This is a genomic window from Eubacterium sp. CAG:161, assembly GCF_000432355.1.
GTDB lineage: Bacteria > Bacillota > Clostridia > Lachnospirales > Lachnospiraceae > Eubacterium_G > Eubacterium_G segne.
Window position 1 is genome coordinate 47,988 of record NZ_HF991855.1, and the last position, 16,446, is coordinate 64,433.

A 16,446-nucleotide genomic window follows, 5' to 3' on the forward strand; every position below is an offset into this window, starting at 1 on the left:
GTGGAGTTCAGGTAGATGACCACTGGTTCTTCTAGCAATTTGCAGAACAGATAGGAGTGTCTATGATAAGAATATTAATGATTTGCTTATGTGCAATGGTATTTCTTTTTTGCCTGTATGTGATTTTAATACAGAATTTTACGGAAAGTAAAAGAAAAACTCAAGACAGAGTTATGGGTTTGGTTGACGAAGAAGAAAGGAATAAAAGCGATAAGAAAAAGGGAAAATTAAATTTAAAAATAAAAAAGGAAAAGAAGAAGGTCAGTGTATTTGCTACTACTCATAAGAAATTACAGCTTTTAGAGGAAGAACTTTATAATCTTGGCATGAAGATGCCGGTTCAGACCTTTGTGACATTATGGGTGGCAATAACAATTGGTTTACCAACCATAATGATGATGCTTGGAGTGTACATTGCTATTTGTATCATTGTCGCACTTATAGCAGCATTTGGCCCATTACTTTTTATTCAAAAAAAGAAAAAGAAGAGAAAGGAAACTTTGGAGTCACAGTTAATAGAAGGTATAACTGTTATTACAAATGCCTTAAAGGCGGGACATTCTTTTCAGACAGCAATGGGAAATATAGCAGTTGACATGGAAGGACCTATGGCAGAGGAATTTGGAAGAGTAACAAGGGAAACTCAAAGAGGTATGACATTAGAGGCAAGTTTTAACTCTTTATGTGAGAGAATCGGAAGTGATGACTTGGAAATGCTTTGCCAGACCATACTTATCCAAAGAAAAGTTGGTGGTAATTTAACTGAAGTTCTTGATAAAATATCAGAAACTATTCGTAACAGATTAGATCTTAAGGAAGAAATAAAGACATTAACGTCAAGTGGAAAAATTTCAGGATATATAATTGGTGCACTTCCGGTTATTTTGTTGGTTTTAATCAGTATGATAAATCCGGTATATGCAAGACCACTGTTTAATACAGTTATAGGAAATATTTTACTTCTTATAAGTGTAATTTTAGAGGTTATTGGATTTATAATGATAAATAAGGTTGTAGACATTAAGTATTAATGAGGTATGTTTATGGATATATTAGCATTATTAATATCATTTCTTGTTGCTGTAGCTATTTTCGGACTGTTTTTAGGATTGTTTTCGGGAGTTGGAGCAGGCGTTGACAGACAGAATGAGCGAATCAGAGATATTAGAAATGAAAAAGAAAAGAGTATTGCTGATGATGTTAAAAAAGAAAAAGTTAAAGTTTCAGAGGCAATAAAGCGTAAGAAAGAAGAAAATAGAAAAAAAGTTGCAAAAAGAAACAGACAGAAGGAAAAAGAGAACAAGCATAGCACAGTTGATGATATGTTAGCAATAGTTCAGTGGGATATAACATCGGAGCAGTTTTTAGTTATTAAACTTGTATGTGCACTTGTTGGTGTTATATTATCAATGATTATATGCATGAGATTACATGTGGGTGTCAATAAATTTGTGCTGGCAATGATTTTTTGCGGATTAGTTGGAATGTTAATTCCGGGAGAAATACTTAAAGGAAAATCTAAAAAGTATCAGGAAAGTATACGTTTAGATTTGCCGGATGTAATGGACTTACTGGTTGTAAGTGTAGAAGCAGGTCTTGGATTTGATGCTGCATTAATGAGATTGTATGAGAGAAATAAAACCGTTGTTATGGAACAGCTTATACAGGCAACCAGAGATATACAACGTGGTGTAAGTAAGAGAGAAGCTTACCTTGATTTGGCACAGCGTTGTAAAGTAAAGGAACTTACGACATTTCTTATTGCAATGATTCAGGCAGATCAGTTAGGTACATCTATACAGACAGTTCTTAGGTCTCAGGCGGAAGTTCTTAGAAATGAAAGAAAGAGAACAGCTGCAAGAAAGGCAAAGGAGGCACCGGTTAAGATGCTTATTCCTATGGTATTGTTTGTATTCCCTGTTATATTTATCGTTCTGCTGGGACCGGCAGCTTTGAATATAATGGATATTTTAGGCTAAATATAAGAAAGAAGACAAAATGCAGAGATTAGACTTATACATAAATAACATAAATATCTGTAAAATTTCCCTGGCAAACAATTTTTGGACAAGATTTATGGGACTTATGGGAAAATCAGAAGGGCAGATTCGCAGTATGGGGGGATTAATGATAAAACCATGTTCCCAGATACACACTTTCTTTATGAAGGCACCCATTGATGTGGTTTACATAAATAAAGAAAGCAAAGTTGTTCAGGTGGATGAAGCAGTACCAAAAGCTAAGTGTTGCAAAAGGGTAAAGAAGGCAAAATACCTTATAGAGTTTCCGGAAGGAACGGCAAAAAGGTTTAACATAAAAGAAGAGGATATGTTGGAGGTAAAATAAACAATGTTGGGTAAAGACAATTCAGTTTCCATAGAATCATTAAGAGCCGATGCTGAAATGGAGAGTCAGTTTAAAACTTCTTATAGAGGTTATGATAAAAAAAGTGTAAACGAATATATAAGGACATTAAAAAGAGAGACAGAGCTTGAAATAGAAAAGTTAAAAGATGCTGTTCACGACGCTGAATGCGAGAGAGATGATATGAAAAACAGCTATTTAAGCTGGCAGCAGGAAATTAAACTTGTAAAAATACAGAAGAAAAAGGAAGTTGATAAGGCTAGGGAAGAATATGAGGCTAAGCTTCAAAGTGCAATAGAAGAAGCTACTAAGAAGCTGGAAAATGAGAATATTGAGAAGGAAAGCCGTATCCATTCTATTATTGAGGAAAAGAATCAGCAGATAAAGAGAATGGAAGCTGATTTGAACATTAGTTTGCAGGAAGCACTTGCGGAAAAAGAGCAGGCATACGAAAAAGCAATGGCTGAGAAAGACAAATATGTTAATGATACCATTGCAGAAAAAGAAAGATACATAGCTGAAACTATTGAACAGAAGGATAGAGAAATTCAAAATCTTACAAGCAAGCTTCAAAATAGAGAGGAAACAGAAAGAAAGCTTCAGGAAAGTGCAATTGAGAGCTACAAAGAATCAAATGCCAAATTAACGGAAGAAAACAACAGAAAAAAAGTTATTATTGCGGATTTAGAAGAAAAACTGGCTTTGGCTTCAAGTAATCTGGATCACAATATGAAAATGCTTGATTCATTAAACTTAAAATTAGATGACATGCTTAAGGCTAAACTCTCTGAAATGCAGGATATTATTTCTGTTTGGTCAGGTCAGTTTGAAAAAACAAGCGAGATTATAAAGGATCAGTTTAAGGCTGAGGAAGAATAAGGTATATTTTAAAAGAAGGTACAGAACAAACATTCGATTTGTTCTGTACTTTTTTTTATTTGAATGATATACTTGACAAGTAACATACTAAGAATACAATTACTATTTCTAAAATATAATCGCCGGATTAGAGCGGATTAGGAGCATTTATGGATCATTTTGAATTAGTGTCACAATATAAACCTACAGGAGACCAGCCCCAGGCAATTAAGGAGTTGGTTGAGGGATTTAAGAAGGGCAATCAGTTTGAAACACTGTTGGGAGTTACAGGCTCAGGAAAGACCTTTACCATGGCGAATGTTATCGCCCAACTTAATAAGCCTACATTAATTTTAGCACATAACAAAACATTGGCGGCACAGCTGTATGGGGAATTTAAAGAATTTTTCCCAAACAATGCAGTGGAATATTTTGTTTCCTACTATGATTATTATCAGCCGGAAGCGTATGTGCCTAGTACAGATACTTATATAGAAAAGGATAGTGCCATAAATGATGAGATTGATAAGCTTAGACATTCGGCTACTATGGCACTTATTGAAAGAAGAGATGTTATTATAGTTTCCTCTGTTTCCTGTATTTACGGATTAGGTGATCCCATAGATTACAAGAACATGGTCATTTCATTGCGTCCGGGAACCATAAGGGACAGGGATGACATTATCCACAAGCTTATTGAAATCCAATACGATAGAAACGATATGGATTTTAAAAGAGGTACATTTAGAGTCCGGGGGGAGAATCTGGAGATTTTTCCGGCATCTTACACGGACAGTGCAGTGAGAGTGGAATTTTTTGATGATGAAATAGAAAGAATTACAGAAATTGATACATTAACAGGTGAGGTGAAAAGGGAGCTAGAGCACGTTGCCATATTCCCTAATTCACATTATGTTATTCCACCGGAGAGAATGGAAGGGGCTATAAAGGCAATTGAGGCAGAGCTGGCTGAGCAGGTGGCATATTTTAAGTCAGAGGACAAGCTGATAGAGGCGCAGCGAATTGCGGAGCGTACCAATTTTGACATGGAAATGCTCAGGGAAACGGGAATCTGCTCAGGAATTGAGAATTATTCAAGACATATGGCAGGATTAGAGCCGGGAGCTACACCTCATACCTTAATGGAATATTTTGGAGACGATTTTTTAACTATAGTTGACGAAAGCCATATTACTCTTCCACAGGTTCGTGGTATGTATAATGGCGACCAGTCAAGAAAGACAACCTTAGTTAATTACGGGTTCAGACTGCCTTCAGCCAAAGATAACCGTCCTCTTAAATTTGAGGAATTTGAGGGAATGATAGACCAGATGCTTTTTGTGTCAGCTACTCCTAATGTGTACGAGGAGGAGCATGAGCTGCTTAGGGCAGAACAGATTATCAGACCGACAGGACTGTTAGATCCGAAAATTGATGTGCGGCCTGTTAAGGGGCAGATTGATGACCTTGTATCTGAAATAAATAAAGAAGTGGAAAAGAAAAATAAAATTTTAGTTACTACATTAACTAAGAGAATGGCGGAAGACCTTACGGATTACATGAAGGATGTGGGCATCAGGGTTAAGTATCTCCATTCTGACATAGATACTCTTGAAAGAACTGAGATAATACGTGACATGCGATTAGACGTGTTTGATGTTTTGGTTGGAATTAACCTTTTAAGAGAAGGTCTGGATATACCGGAAATATCCCTTGTTGCCATATTAGATGCTGACAAGGAAGGTTTTTTGCGTTCAGAAACATCGCTGATACAGACTATAGGAAGAGCGGCGAGAAACTCGGAAGGTCATGTAATTATGTATGCAGATTCCATTACAGAGTCTATGGACAAGGCTATTTCTGAAACAAACAGACGTCGTGAAATACAGGAAAAATACAATAAGGAGAATGGCATTACGCCAACTACCATTAAGAAAGCAGTTAGAGACCTTATAAGTATTTCTAAGGAAGTTGATAAGAGAATTAATGACATTGAAAAAGATCCTGAATCTATGGATAAGAAGGAACTTAAGAAGCTTATGGATAAAGTAGAAAAGAAGATGCAGAAGGCAGCAGCGGAATTAGATTTTGAAACTGCAATAGAAATGCGTGAAAAATTGGCAGAGTTGAAGCTTATGTATAATAAATGATAATTGGTAAGTAAGACAGTAAGGAAAGGATTGACATGGCAGAGAAGAAAAAATATATACGAATTAAAGGTGCTTGCGAGCATAACTTGAAGAATATAGATATTGACATACCAAGGGATGAATTTACGGTTATTACAGGATTAAGCGGTTCCGGTAAATCATCTTTGGCATTTGATACTATTTATGCAGAGGGACAGAGAAGGTATATGGAGTCATTGTCTTCCTATGCCAGACAGTTTTTAGGACAAATGGAAAAACCCCAGGTGGAGAGCATTGAGGGATTGCCACCGGCCATTTCCATTGACCAGAAATCCACTAACAGAAATCCCCGTTCAACAGTGGGTACAGTAACAGAAATATACGACTATATGCGACTTTTGTATGCCAGAGCAGGCTTACCTCATTGTCCAAAGTGTGGCAAGGAAATCAAGAAGCAGACAATAGATGAAATGGTGGATAAGGTTTTAGAATTGCCTGAAAGAACTAAATTTCAGATATTGGCACCTATAGTAAGAGGAAAAAAAGGCAGACACGAAAAGGTATTTGAAAGTGCAAAAAAAAGCGGCTATGTAAGAGTCCGTGTAGATGGTAATATGTATGAGTTGTCAGAGGAAATAAAACTGGATAAAAACATTAAGCATAGCATAGAAATCGTAATTGACAGATTAAGTATCAGAGAGGGAATAGAAAAAAGACTTACGGATTCCATTGAAAATGCCCTGAAGCTGGGAAATGGATTAATGGAGGTTGATGTAATAGGTGGCGAAACCGTTACATTTAGCCAGAATTTTGCCTGCCCTGATTGTGGAATCAGCATTGACGAAATTCAGCCAAGAAGTTTTTCCTTTAATAATCCTTTCGGAGCCTGTCCTGATTGTTTTGGATTAGGTTACAAAATGGAATTTGACGTGGATTTAATGATTCCTGATAAAAGTTTAAGTATAAATCAGGGGGCAATAGTTGTTTTGGGATGGCAAAGTGCCAATGATCCAAAGAGTTTTACCAATGCTATTTTGCAGGCTTTGTGTAAGAGGTATGACTTTGACCTTGATACTCCTTTTGAAGAATATCCTAAAAATATTCAGGATATTCTTATTAATGGAACCAACGGAGAGAAGGTGCCGGTTCATTATAAGGGTCAAAGGGGAATAGGAACATATGATATTGCCTTTGAGGGTTTAATTAGAAATGTAGAGAGAAGATATCGTGAAACAGGAGCGGAATCCAGTAAGGCAGAATATGAAACATATATGAGAATTACTCCTTGTGGAACCTGTCATGGACAGAGGCTTAAACCTGAGTCGCTGGCTGTAACCATTGGAGATAAGAATATTTACGAAATGACGGAAATGCCTGTCAGGGATTTAAGGGCTTTTCTGGATGAGGTACAGCTTACTTCAGCGCAACTGGCAATAGGTAAGGAAATATTAAAGGAAATAAAGGGCAGACTTCAGTTTTTAATAGATGTAGGTCTGGATTATTTAAGTTTGTCAAGGGCTACCGGAACCCTTTCCGGTGGAGAGGCACAGCGAATAAGACTGGCAACCCAGATTGGCTCCGGTCTGGTTGGTGTGGCTTATATTATGGATGAACCTAGTATTGGTTTGCACCAGAATGACAATGAAAAGCTGTTGGCAACCCTTAAGCATTTGAGAGATTTGGGAAATACTTTAATAGTGGTTGAACATGATGAAGATACAATGTTAGCGGCAGACTATGTGGTTGATATCGGACCGGGAGCCGGTGAACACGGTGGCGAAGTTGTGGCAGCAGGTACAGCTAAAGAAATAATGAAAAATAAAGATTCCATTACAGGCAAATATCTTAGTGGAAAATTGCAGGTACCGGTGCCTGAAACAAGAAGAAAGCCTACAGGTTTTATTAAAGTAGTAGGTGCAAAAGAAAATAACCTTAAAAATATTGATGTTAAGTTTCCTTTGGGAGTTTTTACCTGTGTAACAGGAGTTTCCGGCTCAGGAAAAAGTTCTTTGGTTAATGAGATTTTGTATAAGAGCCTGGCACGAAAACTCAACAGGGCAAGGATTATTCCGGGAAAATGCAAGGGTATTGAAGGAATTGAACAGTTGGATAAGGTTATTAATATAGACCAGTCACCTATTGGCAGAACACCCCGTTCAAATCCGGCTACTTACACAGGAATGTTTGATATGATAAGGGATTTATTTGCAGCAACGGTGGATGCAAAAGAGCGGGGATATAAGAAGGGACGTTTTAGTTTTAATGTAAAAGGTGGACGATGTGAAGCCTGTTCCGGTGATGGAATCCTGAAGGTTGAGATGCATTTCCTTCCGGATGTGTACGTCCCATGTGAGGTATGTGGCGGAAAGCGATATAATAGAGAAACTTTGGAAGTTAAGTATAAGGGCAAAAATATATATGATGTGTTGGAAATGACAGTGGAAGAGGCAATGGATTTCTTCAAAAATGTTCCAAGAGTATATAATAAGGTAAAAACTCTTTATGATGTTGGTTTGGGCTATATTAAGTTAGGACAGCCTTCAACCCAGCTTTCCGGTGGAGAGGCGCAGCGTATTAAGTTAGCTACGGAGCTTAGCAGAAGAAGCACAGGAAAAACCATATATGTTTTGGACGAACCAACTACGGGACTTCATTTTGCAGATGTTCATAAATTAGTGGAAATTCTCCAACGTCTTACTGATGAGGGGAATACTGTAATAGTTATTGAACACAACCTTGACGTTATTAAGGCGGCAGATTATATTATAGATATGGGACCGGACGGAGGAGACCGGGGAGGTACTGTTGTTGTGGCAGGAACACCGGAAAAGGTAGCTGAACATAAGACGAGTTATACCGGAAAGTACGTCAAAATGATGTTAGAGAAAAACAAATAATTAATTATTTACGAAGGAGGAAACAACGGAGAAGAACGGAAAAAGCTTTTGGGAAAGAAAACAGGAATTAAAAAGACCATGAAAATAAAAAAATAAAGTTTGTAAGAAAGTTTTGCTGTAGAATGAGATATTTTACATAGGGAAATGTCTTTAATATAGCAGAACTTTCTTGTACATTTAGGGAAAATGAAGTAAAATAACAAGAAGTGCTTTACTTGGGCAATATTCTTATGATAGAGGAGGCAAAATGAAAAGAGAGTTAGTTATTGTAATAGATTTTGGCGGACAGTACAATCAGCTGGTTGCACGTCGTGTCCGTGAATGCAACGTATATTGCGAAATCTATTCATATAAAACAGATATTGAAAAGATTAAGTCTATGAATCCTAAGGGAATTATCTTGACAGGTGGACCAAACAGCTGTTATGAAGAAGGTGCACCAACATATACAAAAGACCTGTTTGAATTAGGTATTCCGGTTCTTGGACTTTGCTATGGAGCGCAGCTTATGCAACATATTTTAGGTGGTAAGGTTGAAAAAGCTCCTGTTCGTGAATATGGCAAGACGGAAGTTCATGTAGATACAACATCTAAATTGTTTGAGGAAATTGAGGAAGATACAGTTTGCTGGATGAGTCATTTCGACTATATTTCAAAGGTTGCACCTGGATTTAAAATTACAGGTTATACAAAGAATTGTCCTGTGGCTGTAGCTGAATGTCCGGAAAAGAAGCTTTACGCAATACAGTTCCACCCGGAAGTGCTTCACACAGTGCGTGGTAAGGAAATTCTCAGTAACTATGTAATTAACGTATGTGGTTGCGCAGGGGACTGGAAGATGGATTCTTTCGTGGAAAATTCCATTAAGGCCATTCGTGAAAAGGTAGGCGACGGTAAGGTTCTTTGTGCCTTATCAGGTGGTGTTGATTCATCAGTGGCAGCAGTGCTTTTGGCGAAGGCGATTGGAAAACAGCTGACATGTGTATTTGTTGACCATGGCCTTTTGAGAAAAAATGAGGGTGATGAGGTTGAGGCAGTATTTGGACCTGATGGTCCATATGATTTGAATTTTATCCGTGTAAATGCCCAGGAGAGATATTATAAAAAGTTGGCAGGTGTGGAAGAACCTGAGGCAAAACGTAAAATAATAGGTGAAGAGTTTATCCGTGTGTTTGAAGAGGAAGCCAAAAAAATCGGAGCCGTGGACTATCTGGTTCAGGGAACGATTTATCCTGATGTAGTTGAAAGTGGTCTGGGTGGCGAGTCAGCGGTAATTAAGTCACATCATAATGTAGGTGGATTACCTGACTATGTTGATTTTAAGGAAATAATTGAGCCGCTTCGTGACCTGTTCAAAGATGAAGTCCGTAAGGCAGGTCTGGAGCTGGGTATTCCGGAATATCTGGTATTCCGTCAGCCATTCCCTGGACCTGGACTTGGTATCAGAATAATAGGCGAAGTAACAGCTGAAAAGGTGAAAATAGTTCAGGATGCAGATGCAATTTACAGAGAAGAAATTGCGAAAGCAGGGCTTGATAAAGAAATCAATCAGTATTTTGCAGCACTGACAAATATGCGTTCAGTAGGTGTAATGGGGGACGAGAGAACATATGACTACGCAATAGCCCTCAGAGCCGTAAAAACAATTGATTTCATGACGGCAGAGTCAGCTGAAATACCGTATGAGGTGCTTAATAAGGTAATGAACAGAATAATAAATGAGGTGAAGGGGGTCAATCGAGTAATGTACGATTTGACCAGTAAGCCACCTGGAACGATAGAGTTTGAATAGACACAAAAATCCCACAATGCCTTTATTTATGGGCGTTGTGAGAGGTAGTGATTATATCGTGGCAACGATATGGCAACACTAAAACAATTTACCCATATGTATAAATGAAAAAACCTTACTGATTTTGAGGAGTCAGTAAGGTTTTTTTATGCTCTTTTATAAATCAATTAGTTTATGATATCCGTGAGTATTAGCCGGATAGTTGTATCTCCAATTATCGTATTCTTCCTTGGAGATTTCTCCGGTATCAAGCTTGGACTTCATCTTTGCCCAGGACTTTGCCTCATGACCTAAAGCGTCGTGGATGGCACCTAAATCAAGGGTAACATGACTTCCTTCCTGTCTGACGGATATACCATAAATATCTTCAAGAGTGAACAGAAGCTGCATAATTCCCACATGAGTATCAATGTCAGGAACATTAATGGCCGCAGGAGAAACTTCCAAAATGGAAGAAAGAGTTTCAATCAAATCATCCTTGGGAACACGTTTCTCTGCTTCATATTGAGCCATGCGGATATCAGCAGTACTTTCCTTAAAACCTAACTGAACTCCCAATTCCTTTTGAGTTAAACCTTTACGCTTGCGAAAAGTTCTAATTCTTTCACCAATTGCCATAACAAACCTCCAATTTAACATAAAAATTCCCAATGCGGGATAACTTAAACAAATTCGCTAATGTCAGTATAACATAGGTAAAAATGTATATCAAGAAAAACTTAAACAAAAAAAGTTAATTTTTCTATTGACTTAAACTAAAAAGTTTAATATAATGCACATTATCTTAAACAAATATGTTTAAGAAATATAATGAAGGAGGAAAAAATCATGGAAAAGAACTTTATGACAGTCGACGATGTTGCAGAAGAACTTTCTGTTTCAAAGTCCAAGGCTTACAAGATTGTAAGACAGCTTAATAAGGAACTGGAAGAAAAAGGCATCATCACGGTAGCAGGACGTGTCTGTACTTCTTATTTCAGAAAAAAAGTAATGTACAGCGGTGATTAGAAAATATTTATTAAAGGAAGGTGATGAACATGAGCGTTTATTCTTACATGGCAAATAATAAGAAAAAGTGGAGAGCTGTTTATCGCTATACGGACTTTACCGGAAAAAGAAGACAGACACAGAAAAGAGGCTTCAACACAAAAAGAGAAGCGGAGTTTTGGCTTGAAAATAAGAAGAAAGCCGAAAACGGACAATTGAACATGACATTTGGAAGTTTTTATGAAATCTACGAAAGAGACAAGAAGGCAAGGGTAAAGGAAACCACCTTTGAGACAAAATCATATGTGGTAAGAGATAAAATCCTTCCTTACTTTAAGGACAGAAGAATGGATGAGATTAAACCAAAGGATGTAATGGAGTGGCAGAATGAACTGCTTAATTACAGGAATGAAAAGGGAGAGTCTTATTCATCAGGTTACTTAAGAACAATTCACGCACAGCTTAGCGCAATATTTAATTTTGCAAAAAGATATTATGGGCTATCCACAAATCCTGCAGCAATAGTTGGAACAATGAAAAATGACGTTGAAAAGGAAGTGGAAATCTGGACAAAGGAAGAATACCTGAAGTTTTCGGAAGCAGTCATGGACAAGCCATTATCGTTTTATGCATTTGAAGTATTGTATTGGACAGGTGTCAGGGAAGGAGAACTACTGGCACTTACTCCGGCAGACTTTGATTTTGAAAATAACACAATGAGAATTAACAAGAATTATCAGAAGGTAAAGGGACGTGAAATTATTACTTCTCCAAAGACAAAAAAGAGTAACAGGGTGGTGAAGATTCCACAGTTTCTGGCAGATGAGATTAAGGATTACATGAAATGCTTTTATGACCTGAAGCCTGACCAGAGACTTTTCTTTAAGTCAAAAGGGTATCTTGGACACGAAATCACAAGAGGCTCCAAGAAGGCAGGAATTAAGAGAATCAACATACACGCCCTTAGACATTCACACATTTCACTGCTTATGGACAGAGGATTTTCAGCACTTGACATAGCTGAAAGGGTAGGGCATGAAGCAATCAGCATTACTTACAAATATGCCCACATGTATCCAAACAAGCAGGATGAAATGGCAAGAAAACTTGAAGAGGAAAGGAGTTAGGAATAATGGAAAAATCATTGGACAGTCACGGTCGTTGGAGAAAGAAGATAGTAGCCTTCAGGGTTTCTGAGGAAGAGGCAAGAATCATTGATGACAGGGTTGCCCTGTCAGGACTGACAAAGCAGGAATACATTATCCGCAGGCTGTGTGAAAAGGAAATTGTGGTAAATGGAAATCCAAAGGTTTACATTGCCTTAAAAAACAGACTTAATGACGTGTACGAGGAGTTAAAAAGAATTACAAGTGCAGGTGAGGTTGATGATGTTTTGTTAGAGGTAATTGAACTAATCGGTATTACCATGAACGGAATGAAGGAGGATAAGAATAATGAATAATAAAACAACAGTGACTGCCCTTAACGTATCTGTTGGAGCAGATAACGGGCAGTCACCAAGTGTTACCAAACACAGTAATAGTATAACAGATAATAATTGTGTCCGCAATTTGCAATCCACCGGTACCCCGGTGGGTGAAAATCTGGAAACAGTATCAATGGAAGAACTTTATGACACGGTATATCCGATTAAGAAACCCTTGGTTGAGGATCTGATTTACAACGGAGTGTATCTGTTTGTCGGTGCACCAAAGGTTGGAAAGTCGTTCTTAATGGCTGAAATAGGTTTCTGTGTAAGTGCAGGAATTGACCTTTGGGGGCATAAGACCAATCAGGGAACAGTGCTGTATCTGGCATTGGAAGATGATTATGCAAGACTTCAACAGAGACTTTCAAGAATGTTTGGAATTGATGTGGCAGAGCATTTTTACTTCGCCACACGTTCCAAAAATCTCAATGAAGGTCTGGAAGAACAGCTTAAAGAGTTTCTTGTGGCGCATGCTGATACAAGACTTGTAATAATTGACACACTTCAGAAAATCAAGGAAATAAGTGGAGACAAATTCAGTTACGCAAACGATTATGACATCATTACAAAGCTAAAACACTTTGCTGATGAACATAACATTTGCATTCTGGTGGTTCATCACACAAGAAAGATGGATTCATCAGATGCCTTTGAAATGATATCGGGAACAAACGGACTGCTTGGTGCAGCTGACGGAGCTTTCATCATGCAGAAGGAAAAAAGAACTGACCTAAAGGCTACCGTTGACATAACAGGAAGAGACCAACAGGACCAGAAACTTTATCTTAAGTTTGACCCAAAGTTGTGTTTGTGGAAATTTGAAAAGGCTGAAACAGAGCTGTGGAAAGAGCCGGAAGATAAAGTACTTTCTGCTGTTAATACATATCTGATGGAAGCTGGATGTTTTCAAGGAACGGCAAGTGAACTGATGGATAAGATACAGGAGATTAATTTAGTTCCGAATCAGCTGACCAGACAGTTAAACATTAAGGCAGGAAGGCTGTATGAGGATTATGGCATCAGGTATGACAATAAGCGTTGTCACGATGGCAGAATCATAACATTGGAATATGAAAAAGAGTAAAGCGTGACGATGGTGTCGATGGTGACGATGTTTTATGGTACGTAAATCATCGTCACAACCGTCACGCATCGACACGGAACAAGATTGATTAAAGAATAGAGAGGTTTGAAAATGAGCAAAAACAGAATGATAAGCAATGAATTAATGATGGCTTTGATTAAGTATCATGTATTAGACATGAAAGATAATGAAGAAATTAATAATCTTATAATTTCTGAATTGGAAGAAAAACTAAGCAAGATGTCAAGGCACGAGGATTACACAAAAAGTAAAATGGCACCCACAAAAGAAGAGAGGGAAGAGTACAGACAGAAATATCTTGACACCGTTGGAATGCACCGGGACTTTAGATGGTAGTAACAGCTTGCAACATAAATAGGTTTCTTGTTGATAATATTAATACCTGCAAGTGACACTTGCAGGTTAAAGAATAATCAGGGAGAACCAAAAAGGATTGGTTACAGTTAAAAGTTAGTGACATCATGTCACTAAGAACCTCGGGACCCGGAGTCCCGAGGTTAAACATAATGTAGCTGCCATTACAATTACAGCAACCACTAAATGCCATTTGATAGGTTATGAGCAAAGCATTGATAGCAGCTATATAAGCCCTCGGCAGAGCCCCCGCAGTTGTGTCTATGACAGAACTGCTAGGGGGTTATCAATTATGGCAGAGCCAAATTGATAAGAACCACCCGTTTTCAACAGCCTCGGGCAGACTACTAAAGACTAACAACGTGCAGGTGTCACCGCACGTATCAAAACAATAAAAGAAAAAAAGGAGTGAGATTATGGCAGGATTATCATATTCAGCACACCTGAGTCAGAAGAACAGTGCCATTAACAGCAAGGCGAAACTCTCAGGTGTTGCAAAGCACAATTTACGAAAGTACCGCTCCTTGGAATACGATAAGGAGAACATTGTAATTTTATGGGGTACGGATAAATTAGTGCAGGATGTAAAAAAAGTATATAAGGAACAGTTTGACGAAGCAGTCAGGGAATATAACAAAAAGCAGACAAGGGATGACAGAAAGATTGATGATTATTTTGAAAAGACAGCAAAGTCAAACAAGGACATGGCAGTGGAACTTATTTTTCAGATAGGAGACAAGGAGTTCTGGGATAAGAATCCTGACAAGCGAAGAAGGATGGATGTGGCATTTAAGGAAATGCTTAATATGTTACAGAAGGAAGCACCAAATCTTGTTGTGGCAAATGCAGTGATACATTATGATGAGGCAAGCCCACACATGCACGTGGTGGCAGTTCCCGTAGCTGACGGATTTAAAAAGGGAATGTCAAGGCAGGTATCAAAGAGAAAAGTATGCACAAAGGAATTTCTTGAAAAAGTATTGCAGGGCAGAATAAGAGAATACGCAGAGGGCAGGTCATTCACATGGATTGGAGAGTTCCTGAAAGAAAAAGAAAAAGGCAGAAATAATGATTTAAAAGTTGCAGAATATAAAACTCTGGCAGAAACAAAAAAAGCAAATCAGTTAGCCAGGGAAAATGCTGAATCAAAACAGGAACTTAAGGAAACGATGATTAAGCAGATAGCGGCTGAAAAAGAATTAGCAGACATGTATGAGGAATTAAAAATAGTTGAAAATGTGGCTGACTTAGGAAAAAATGTGAAAAAACTTGAAACCATGGTTAGAAAAGGACCGGACAATCCAAAGGGAATCATGTCTGCCAAGAATTATCGGGAAAAGATTGTAATTCCATTTATAGATAAGATGTATGATGCATTTAAAAATGTGGTTAAATTTGCAAAGGGATGTTTTGCACAACTTAAGGAACTGACAGAAAAATATAATGAACAGCTTGAAGTAAATGAAATGCTAAGGAAACAAAATAGCAGGCTAAGAGAAAGCATTGATGAGCAGGAAAAAGAGATTGACGGACTGTATGATGACAGGAAAAAACTTGGATATTTTAAGAAATTCCTGAAGAAGGAGGATTACAATAAGGTAGTTGAAATGGGTGAGAAAAATTATAAGAGAAATGTTAGAAGCAGGTAACGTATGTGATAGTATAAAAATATATAGTTAGATATCAGACACAAAAATTAGTATAACCAATACTATGTACTAAAAAGAATCAATCATATTGTAATATGATCGATTCTTAAGTTAGTTAAGTATAAAGATTTATTTTTTTGTTTTTCGTTGCTTAACGACAATATCGTCTCCGATTGCTTTTTTAGCAGTGAAATTTCCTACGTGGTCATCAAAAAATAAATCTTTTTCCCATACTTCTCCAGTTGTAATAGAGTAAATAGGGTATATTGTTATTGTTACAGGATATTTGTAAGTATTACTCCAACTTATACTAAATTTATTTGTTTTGGTAACGTTGTATCCCAACTGTGCGTTTAATATTTTTGATGTAACTCCACCAGATGCAGAAAATGTGTTACTTATGCTAACACTTTCTGAAATTTTTACTTTTCCAGCAGGTCTTTTATATTTTCTTAAGACATTACTTTTATCTGTTTTTCTAGTTACTTTTTTGTTTCTTATACAATAATCATCACCAAAATATAATGCTTGTATCATAGCATTTTCGTTAGGAACATCAATATGTCTGTATATTTCTATTACATCTGGATCGTATTTCAGTCCCATTGATTCTTGGTATTCTTTTATTTCCTGCTTATTTGTAATATGTATAGTTCCTTCCTGGGAAAATTGATTTGTTTTTGTAGCTATTTCAGCATTGCTAACTTTGTCATAAGTCAAATTATCTCCAAGTGTAGCTGCGGATGAATTAATAGAAATACATAATGTAGTAATCATACAAATTGTAATTAAGCTTAATAATTTCTTCATAGTGTTTTACCT

15 protein-coding genes are annotated in these 16,446 nt (G+C 37.3%); 13 read left to right on the plus strand and 2 right to left on the minus strand.

Going from position 1 to position 16,446, the window contains the following annotated elements:
- The first annotated feature begins 62 nt into the window (after positions 1–62).
- The 7 genes from Q5O30_RS03155 (at position 63) to guaA (ending at position 10,040) form a co-directional block, all read left to right on the plus strand.
- Complete coding sequence (locus Q5O30_RS03155; RefSeq protein ID WP_021952306.1) at positions 63–1,031, plus strand: type II secretion system F family protein; 969 nt, start codon at positions 63–65, stop codon at positions 1,029–1,031.
- 12 nt (positions 1,032–1,043) lie between these two features.
- Positions 1,044–1,979: a type II secretion system F family protein gene (locus tag Q5O30_RS03160; protein WP_021952307.1), complete on the plus strand. Its 936-nt coding sequence runs from the start codon at positions 1,044–1,046 to the stop codon at positions 1,977–1,979.
- Positions 1,980–1,998: 19 nt separating this feature from the next.
- Positions 1,999–2,346, plus strand: coding sequence for a DUF192 domain-containing protein (locus Q5O30_RS03165; protein WP_021952308.1), 348 nt, complete (start codon positions 1,999–2,001; stop codon positions 2,344–2,346).
- Between the two features lie 3 nt (positions 2,347–2,349).
- Entirely contained in the window at positions 2,350–3,243 is an 894-nt protein-coding gene (locus Q5O30_RS03170) for a hypothetical protein (RefSeq protein ID WP_021952309.1), read from the plus strand.
- A gap of 149 nt (positions 3,244–3,392) precedes the next feature.
- Complete coding sequence (gene uvrB / locus Q5O30_RS03175) at positions 3,393–5,372, plus strand: excinuclease ABC subunit UvrB (RefSeq protein WP_021952310.1); 1,980 nt, start codon at positions 3,393–3,395, stop codon at positions 5,370–5,372.
- 35 nt (positions 5,373–5,407) lie between these two features.
- A complete protein-coding gene (gene uvrA, locus Q5O30_RS03180) occupies positions 5,408–8,248 on the plus strand; it encodes an excinuclease ABC subunit UvrA (RefSeq protein WP_021952311.1) in 2,841 nt (946 codons plus the stop codon).
- 247 nt (positions 8,249–8,495) lie between these two features.
- Complete coding sequence (guaA, locus tag Q5O30_RS03185; protein WP_021952312.1) at positions 8,496–10,040, plus strand: glutamine-hydrolyzing GMP synthase; 1,545 nt, start codon at positions 8,496–8,498, stop codon at positions 10,038–10,040.
- 156 nt (positions 10,041–10,196) lie between these two features.
- Here the strand turns inward: guaA and Q5O30_RS03190 are convergent, their stop codons facing one another.
- On the minus strand, positions 10,197–10,658 hold the full coding sequence (locus Q5O30_RS03190) for a helix-turn-helix domain-containing protein (protein ID WP_021952313.1): 462 nt from the start codon (positions 10,656–10,658) through the stop codon (positions 10,197–10,199).
- A 210-nt stretch (positions 10,659–10,868) separates the two neighbouring features.
- On the opposite strand from Q5O30_RS03190, the gene Q5O30_RS03195 reads away from it, so the two are divergent.
- The 6 genes from Q5O30_RS03195 to Q5O30_RS03220 all read left to right on the plus strand — a co-directional run bounded on the left by Q5O30_RS03195 (position 10,869) and on the right by Q5O30_RS03220 (position 15,624).
- The gene (locus Q5O30_RS03195; RefSeq protein ID WP_021952314.1) at positions 10,869–11,048 is read left to right on the plus strand and encodes a helix-turn-helix domain-containing protein; all 180 of its coding nucleotides are present in this window, start codon (positions 10,869–10,871) and stop codon (positions 11,046–11,048) included.
- Positions 11,049–11,095: 47 nt separating this feature from the next.
- Complete coding sequence (locus Q5O30_RS03200; RefSeq protein ID WP_302674549.1) at positions 11,096–12,154, plus strand: site-specific integrase; 1,059 nt, start codon at positions 11,096–11,098, stop codon at positions 12,152–12,154.
- Positions 12,155–12,159: 5 nt separating this feature from the next.
- Entirely contained in the window at positions 12,160–12,489 is a 330-nt protein-coding gene (locus Q5O30_RS03205) for a hypothetical protein (RefSeq protein WP_021952316.1), read from the plus strand.
- Positions 12,482–13,600 (plus strand): AAA family ATPase, encoded by a 1,119-nt coding sequence (locus tag Q5O30_RS03210; RefSeq protein ID WP_021952317.1) that lies wholly within the window; start codon positions 12,482–12,484, stop codon positions 13,598–13,600. The genes Q5O30_RS03205 and Q5O30_RS03210 overlap by 8 nt, the downstream gene beginning before the upstream one ends.
- 111 nt (positions 13,601–13,711) lie before the next feature.
- The gene (locus Q5O30_RS03215) at positions 13,712–13,957 is read left to right on the plus strand and encodes a hypothetical protein (RefSeq protein WP_021952318.1); all 246 of its coding nucleotides are present in this window, start codon (positions 13,712–13,714) and stop codon (positions 13,955–13,957) included.
- A gap of 434 nt (positions 13,958–14,391) precedes the next feature.
- Positions 14,392–15,624, plus strand: a complete 1,233-nt coding sequence (locus Q5O30_RS03220) for a plasmid recombination protein (protein ID WP_021952319.1) — start codon at positions 14,392–14,394, stop codon at positions 15,622–15,624.
- Positions 15,625–15,753: 129 nt separating this feature from the next.
- Here Q5O30_RS03220 and Q5O30_RS03225 read toward each other — a convergent pair whose 3' ends face one another.
- Entirely contained in the window at positions 15,754–16,434 is a 681-nt protein-coding gene (locus Q5O30_RS03225) for a hypothetical protein (protein ID WP_021952320.1), read from the minus strand.
- Positions 16,435–16,446: the final 12 nt, after the last annotated feature.

Bases quoted from the DNA above. Each gene is read 5' to 3' on its own strand.
- Q5O30_RS03155 (WP_021952306.1), top strand. From the start codon at position 63: ATGATAAGAATATTAATGATTTGCTTATGTGCAATGGTATTTCTTTTT.
- Q5O30_RS03160 (WP_021952307.1), top strand. From the start codon at position 1,044: ATGGATATATTAGCATTATTAATATCATTTCTTGTTGCTGTAGCTATT.
- Q5O30_RS03165 (WP_021952308.1), top strand. From the start codon at position 1,999: ATGCAGAGATTAGACTTATACATAAATAACATAAATATCTGTAAAATT.
- Q5O30_RS03170 (WP_021952309.1), top strand. From the start codon at position 2,350: ATGTTGGGTAAAGACAATTCAGTTTCCATAGAATCATTAAGAGCCGAT.
- uvrB (WP_021952310.1), top strand. From the start codon at position 3,393: ATGGATCATTTTGAATTAGTGTCACAATATAAACCTACAGGAGACCAG.
- uvrA (WP_021952311.1), top strand. From the start codon at position 5,408: ATGGCAGAGAAGAAAAAATATATACGAATTAAAGGTGCTTGCGAGCAT.
- guaA (WP_021952312.1), top strand. From the start codon at position 8,496: ATGAAAAGAGAGTTAGTTATTGTAATAGATTTTGGCGGACAGTACAAT.
- Q5O30_RS03190 (WP_021952313.1), bottom strand. From the start codon at position 10,658: ATGGCAATTGGTGAAAGAATTAGAACTTTTCGCAAGCGTAAAGGTTTA.
- Q5O30_RS03195 (WP_021952314.1), top strand. From the start codon at position 10,869: ATGGAAAAGAACTTTATGACAGTCGACGATGTTGCAGAAGAACTTTCT.
- Q5O30_RS03200 (WP_302674549.1), top strand. From the start codon at position 11,096: ATGGCAAATAATAAGAAAAAGTGGAGAGCTGTTTATCGCTATACGGAC.
- Q5O30_RS03205 (WP_021952316.1), top strand. From the start codon at position 12,160: ATGGAAAAATCATTGGACAGTCACGGTCGTTGGAGAAAGAAGATAGTA.
- Q5O30_RS03210 (WP_021952317.1), top strand. From the start codon at position 12,482: ATGAATAATAAAACAACAGTGACTGCCCTTAACGTATCTGTTGGAGCA.
- Q5O30_RS03215 (WP_021952318.1), top strand. From the start codon at position 13,712: ATGAGCAAAAACAGAATGATAAGCAATGAATTAATGATGGCTTTGATT.
- Q5O30_RS03220 (WP_021952319.1), top strand. From the start codon at position 14,392: ATGGCAGGATTATCATATTCAGCACACCTGAGTCAGAAGAACAGTGCC.
- Q5O30_RS03225 (WP_021952320.1), bottom strand. From the start codon at position 16,434: ATGAAGAAATTATTAAGCTTAATTACAATTTGTATGATTACTACATTA.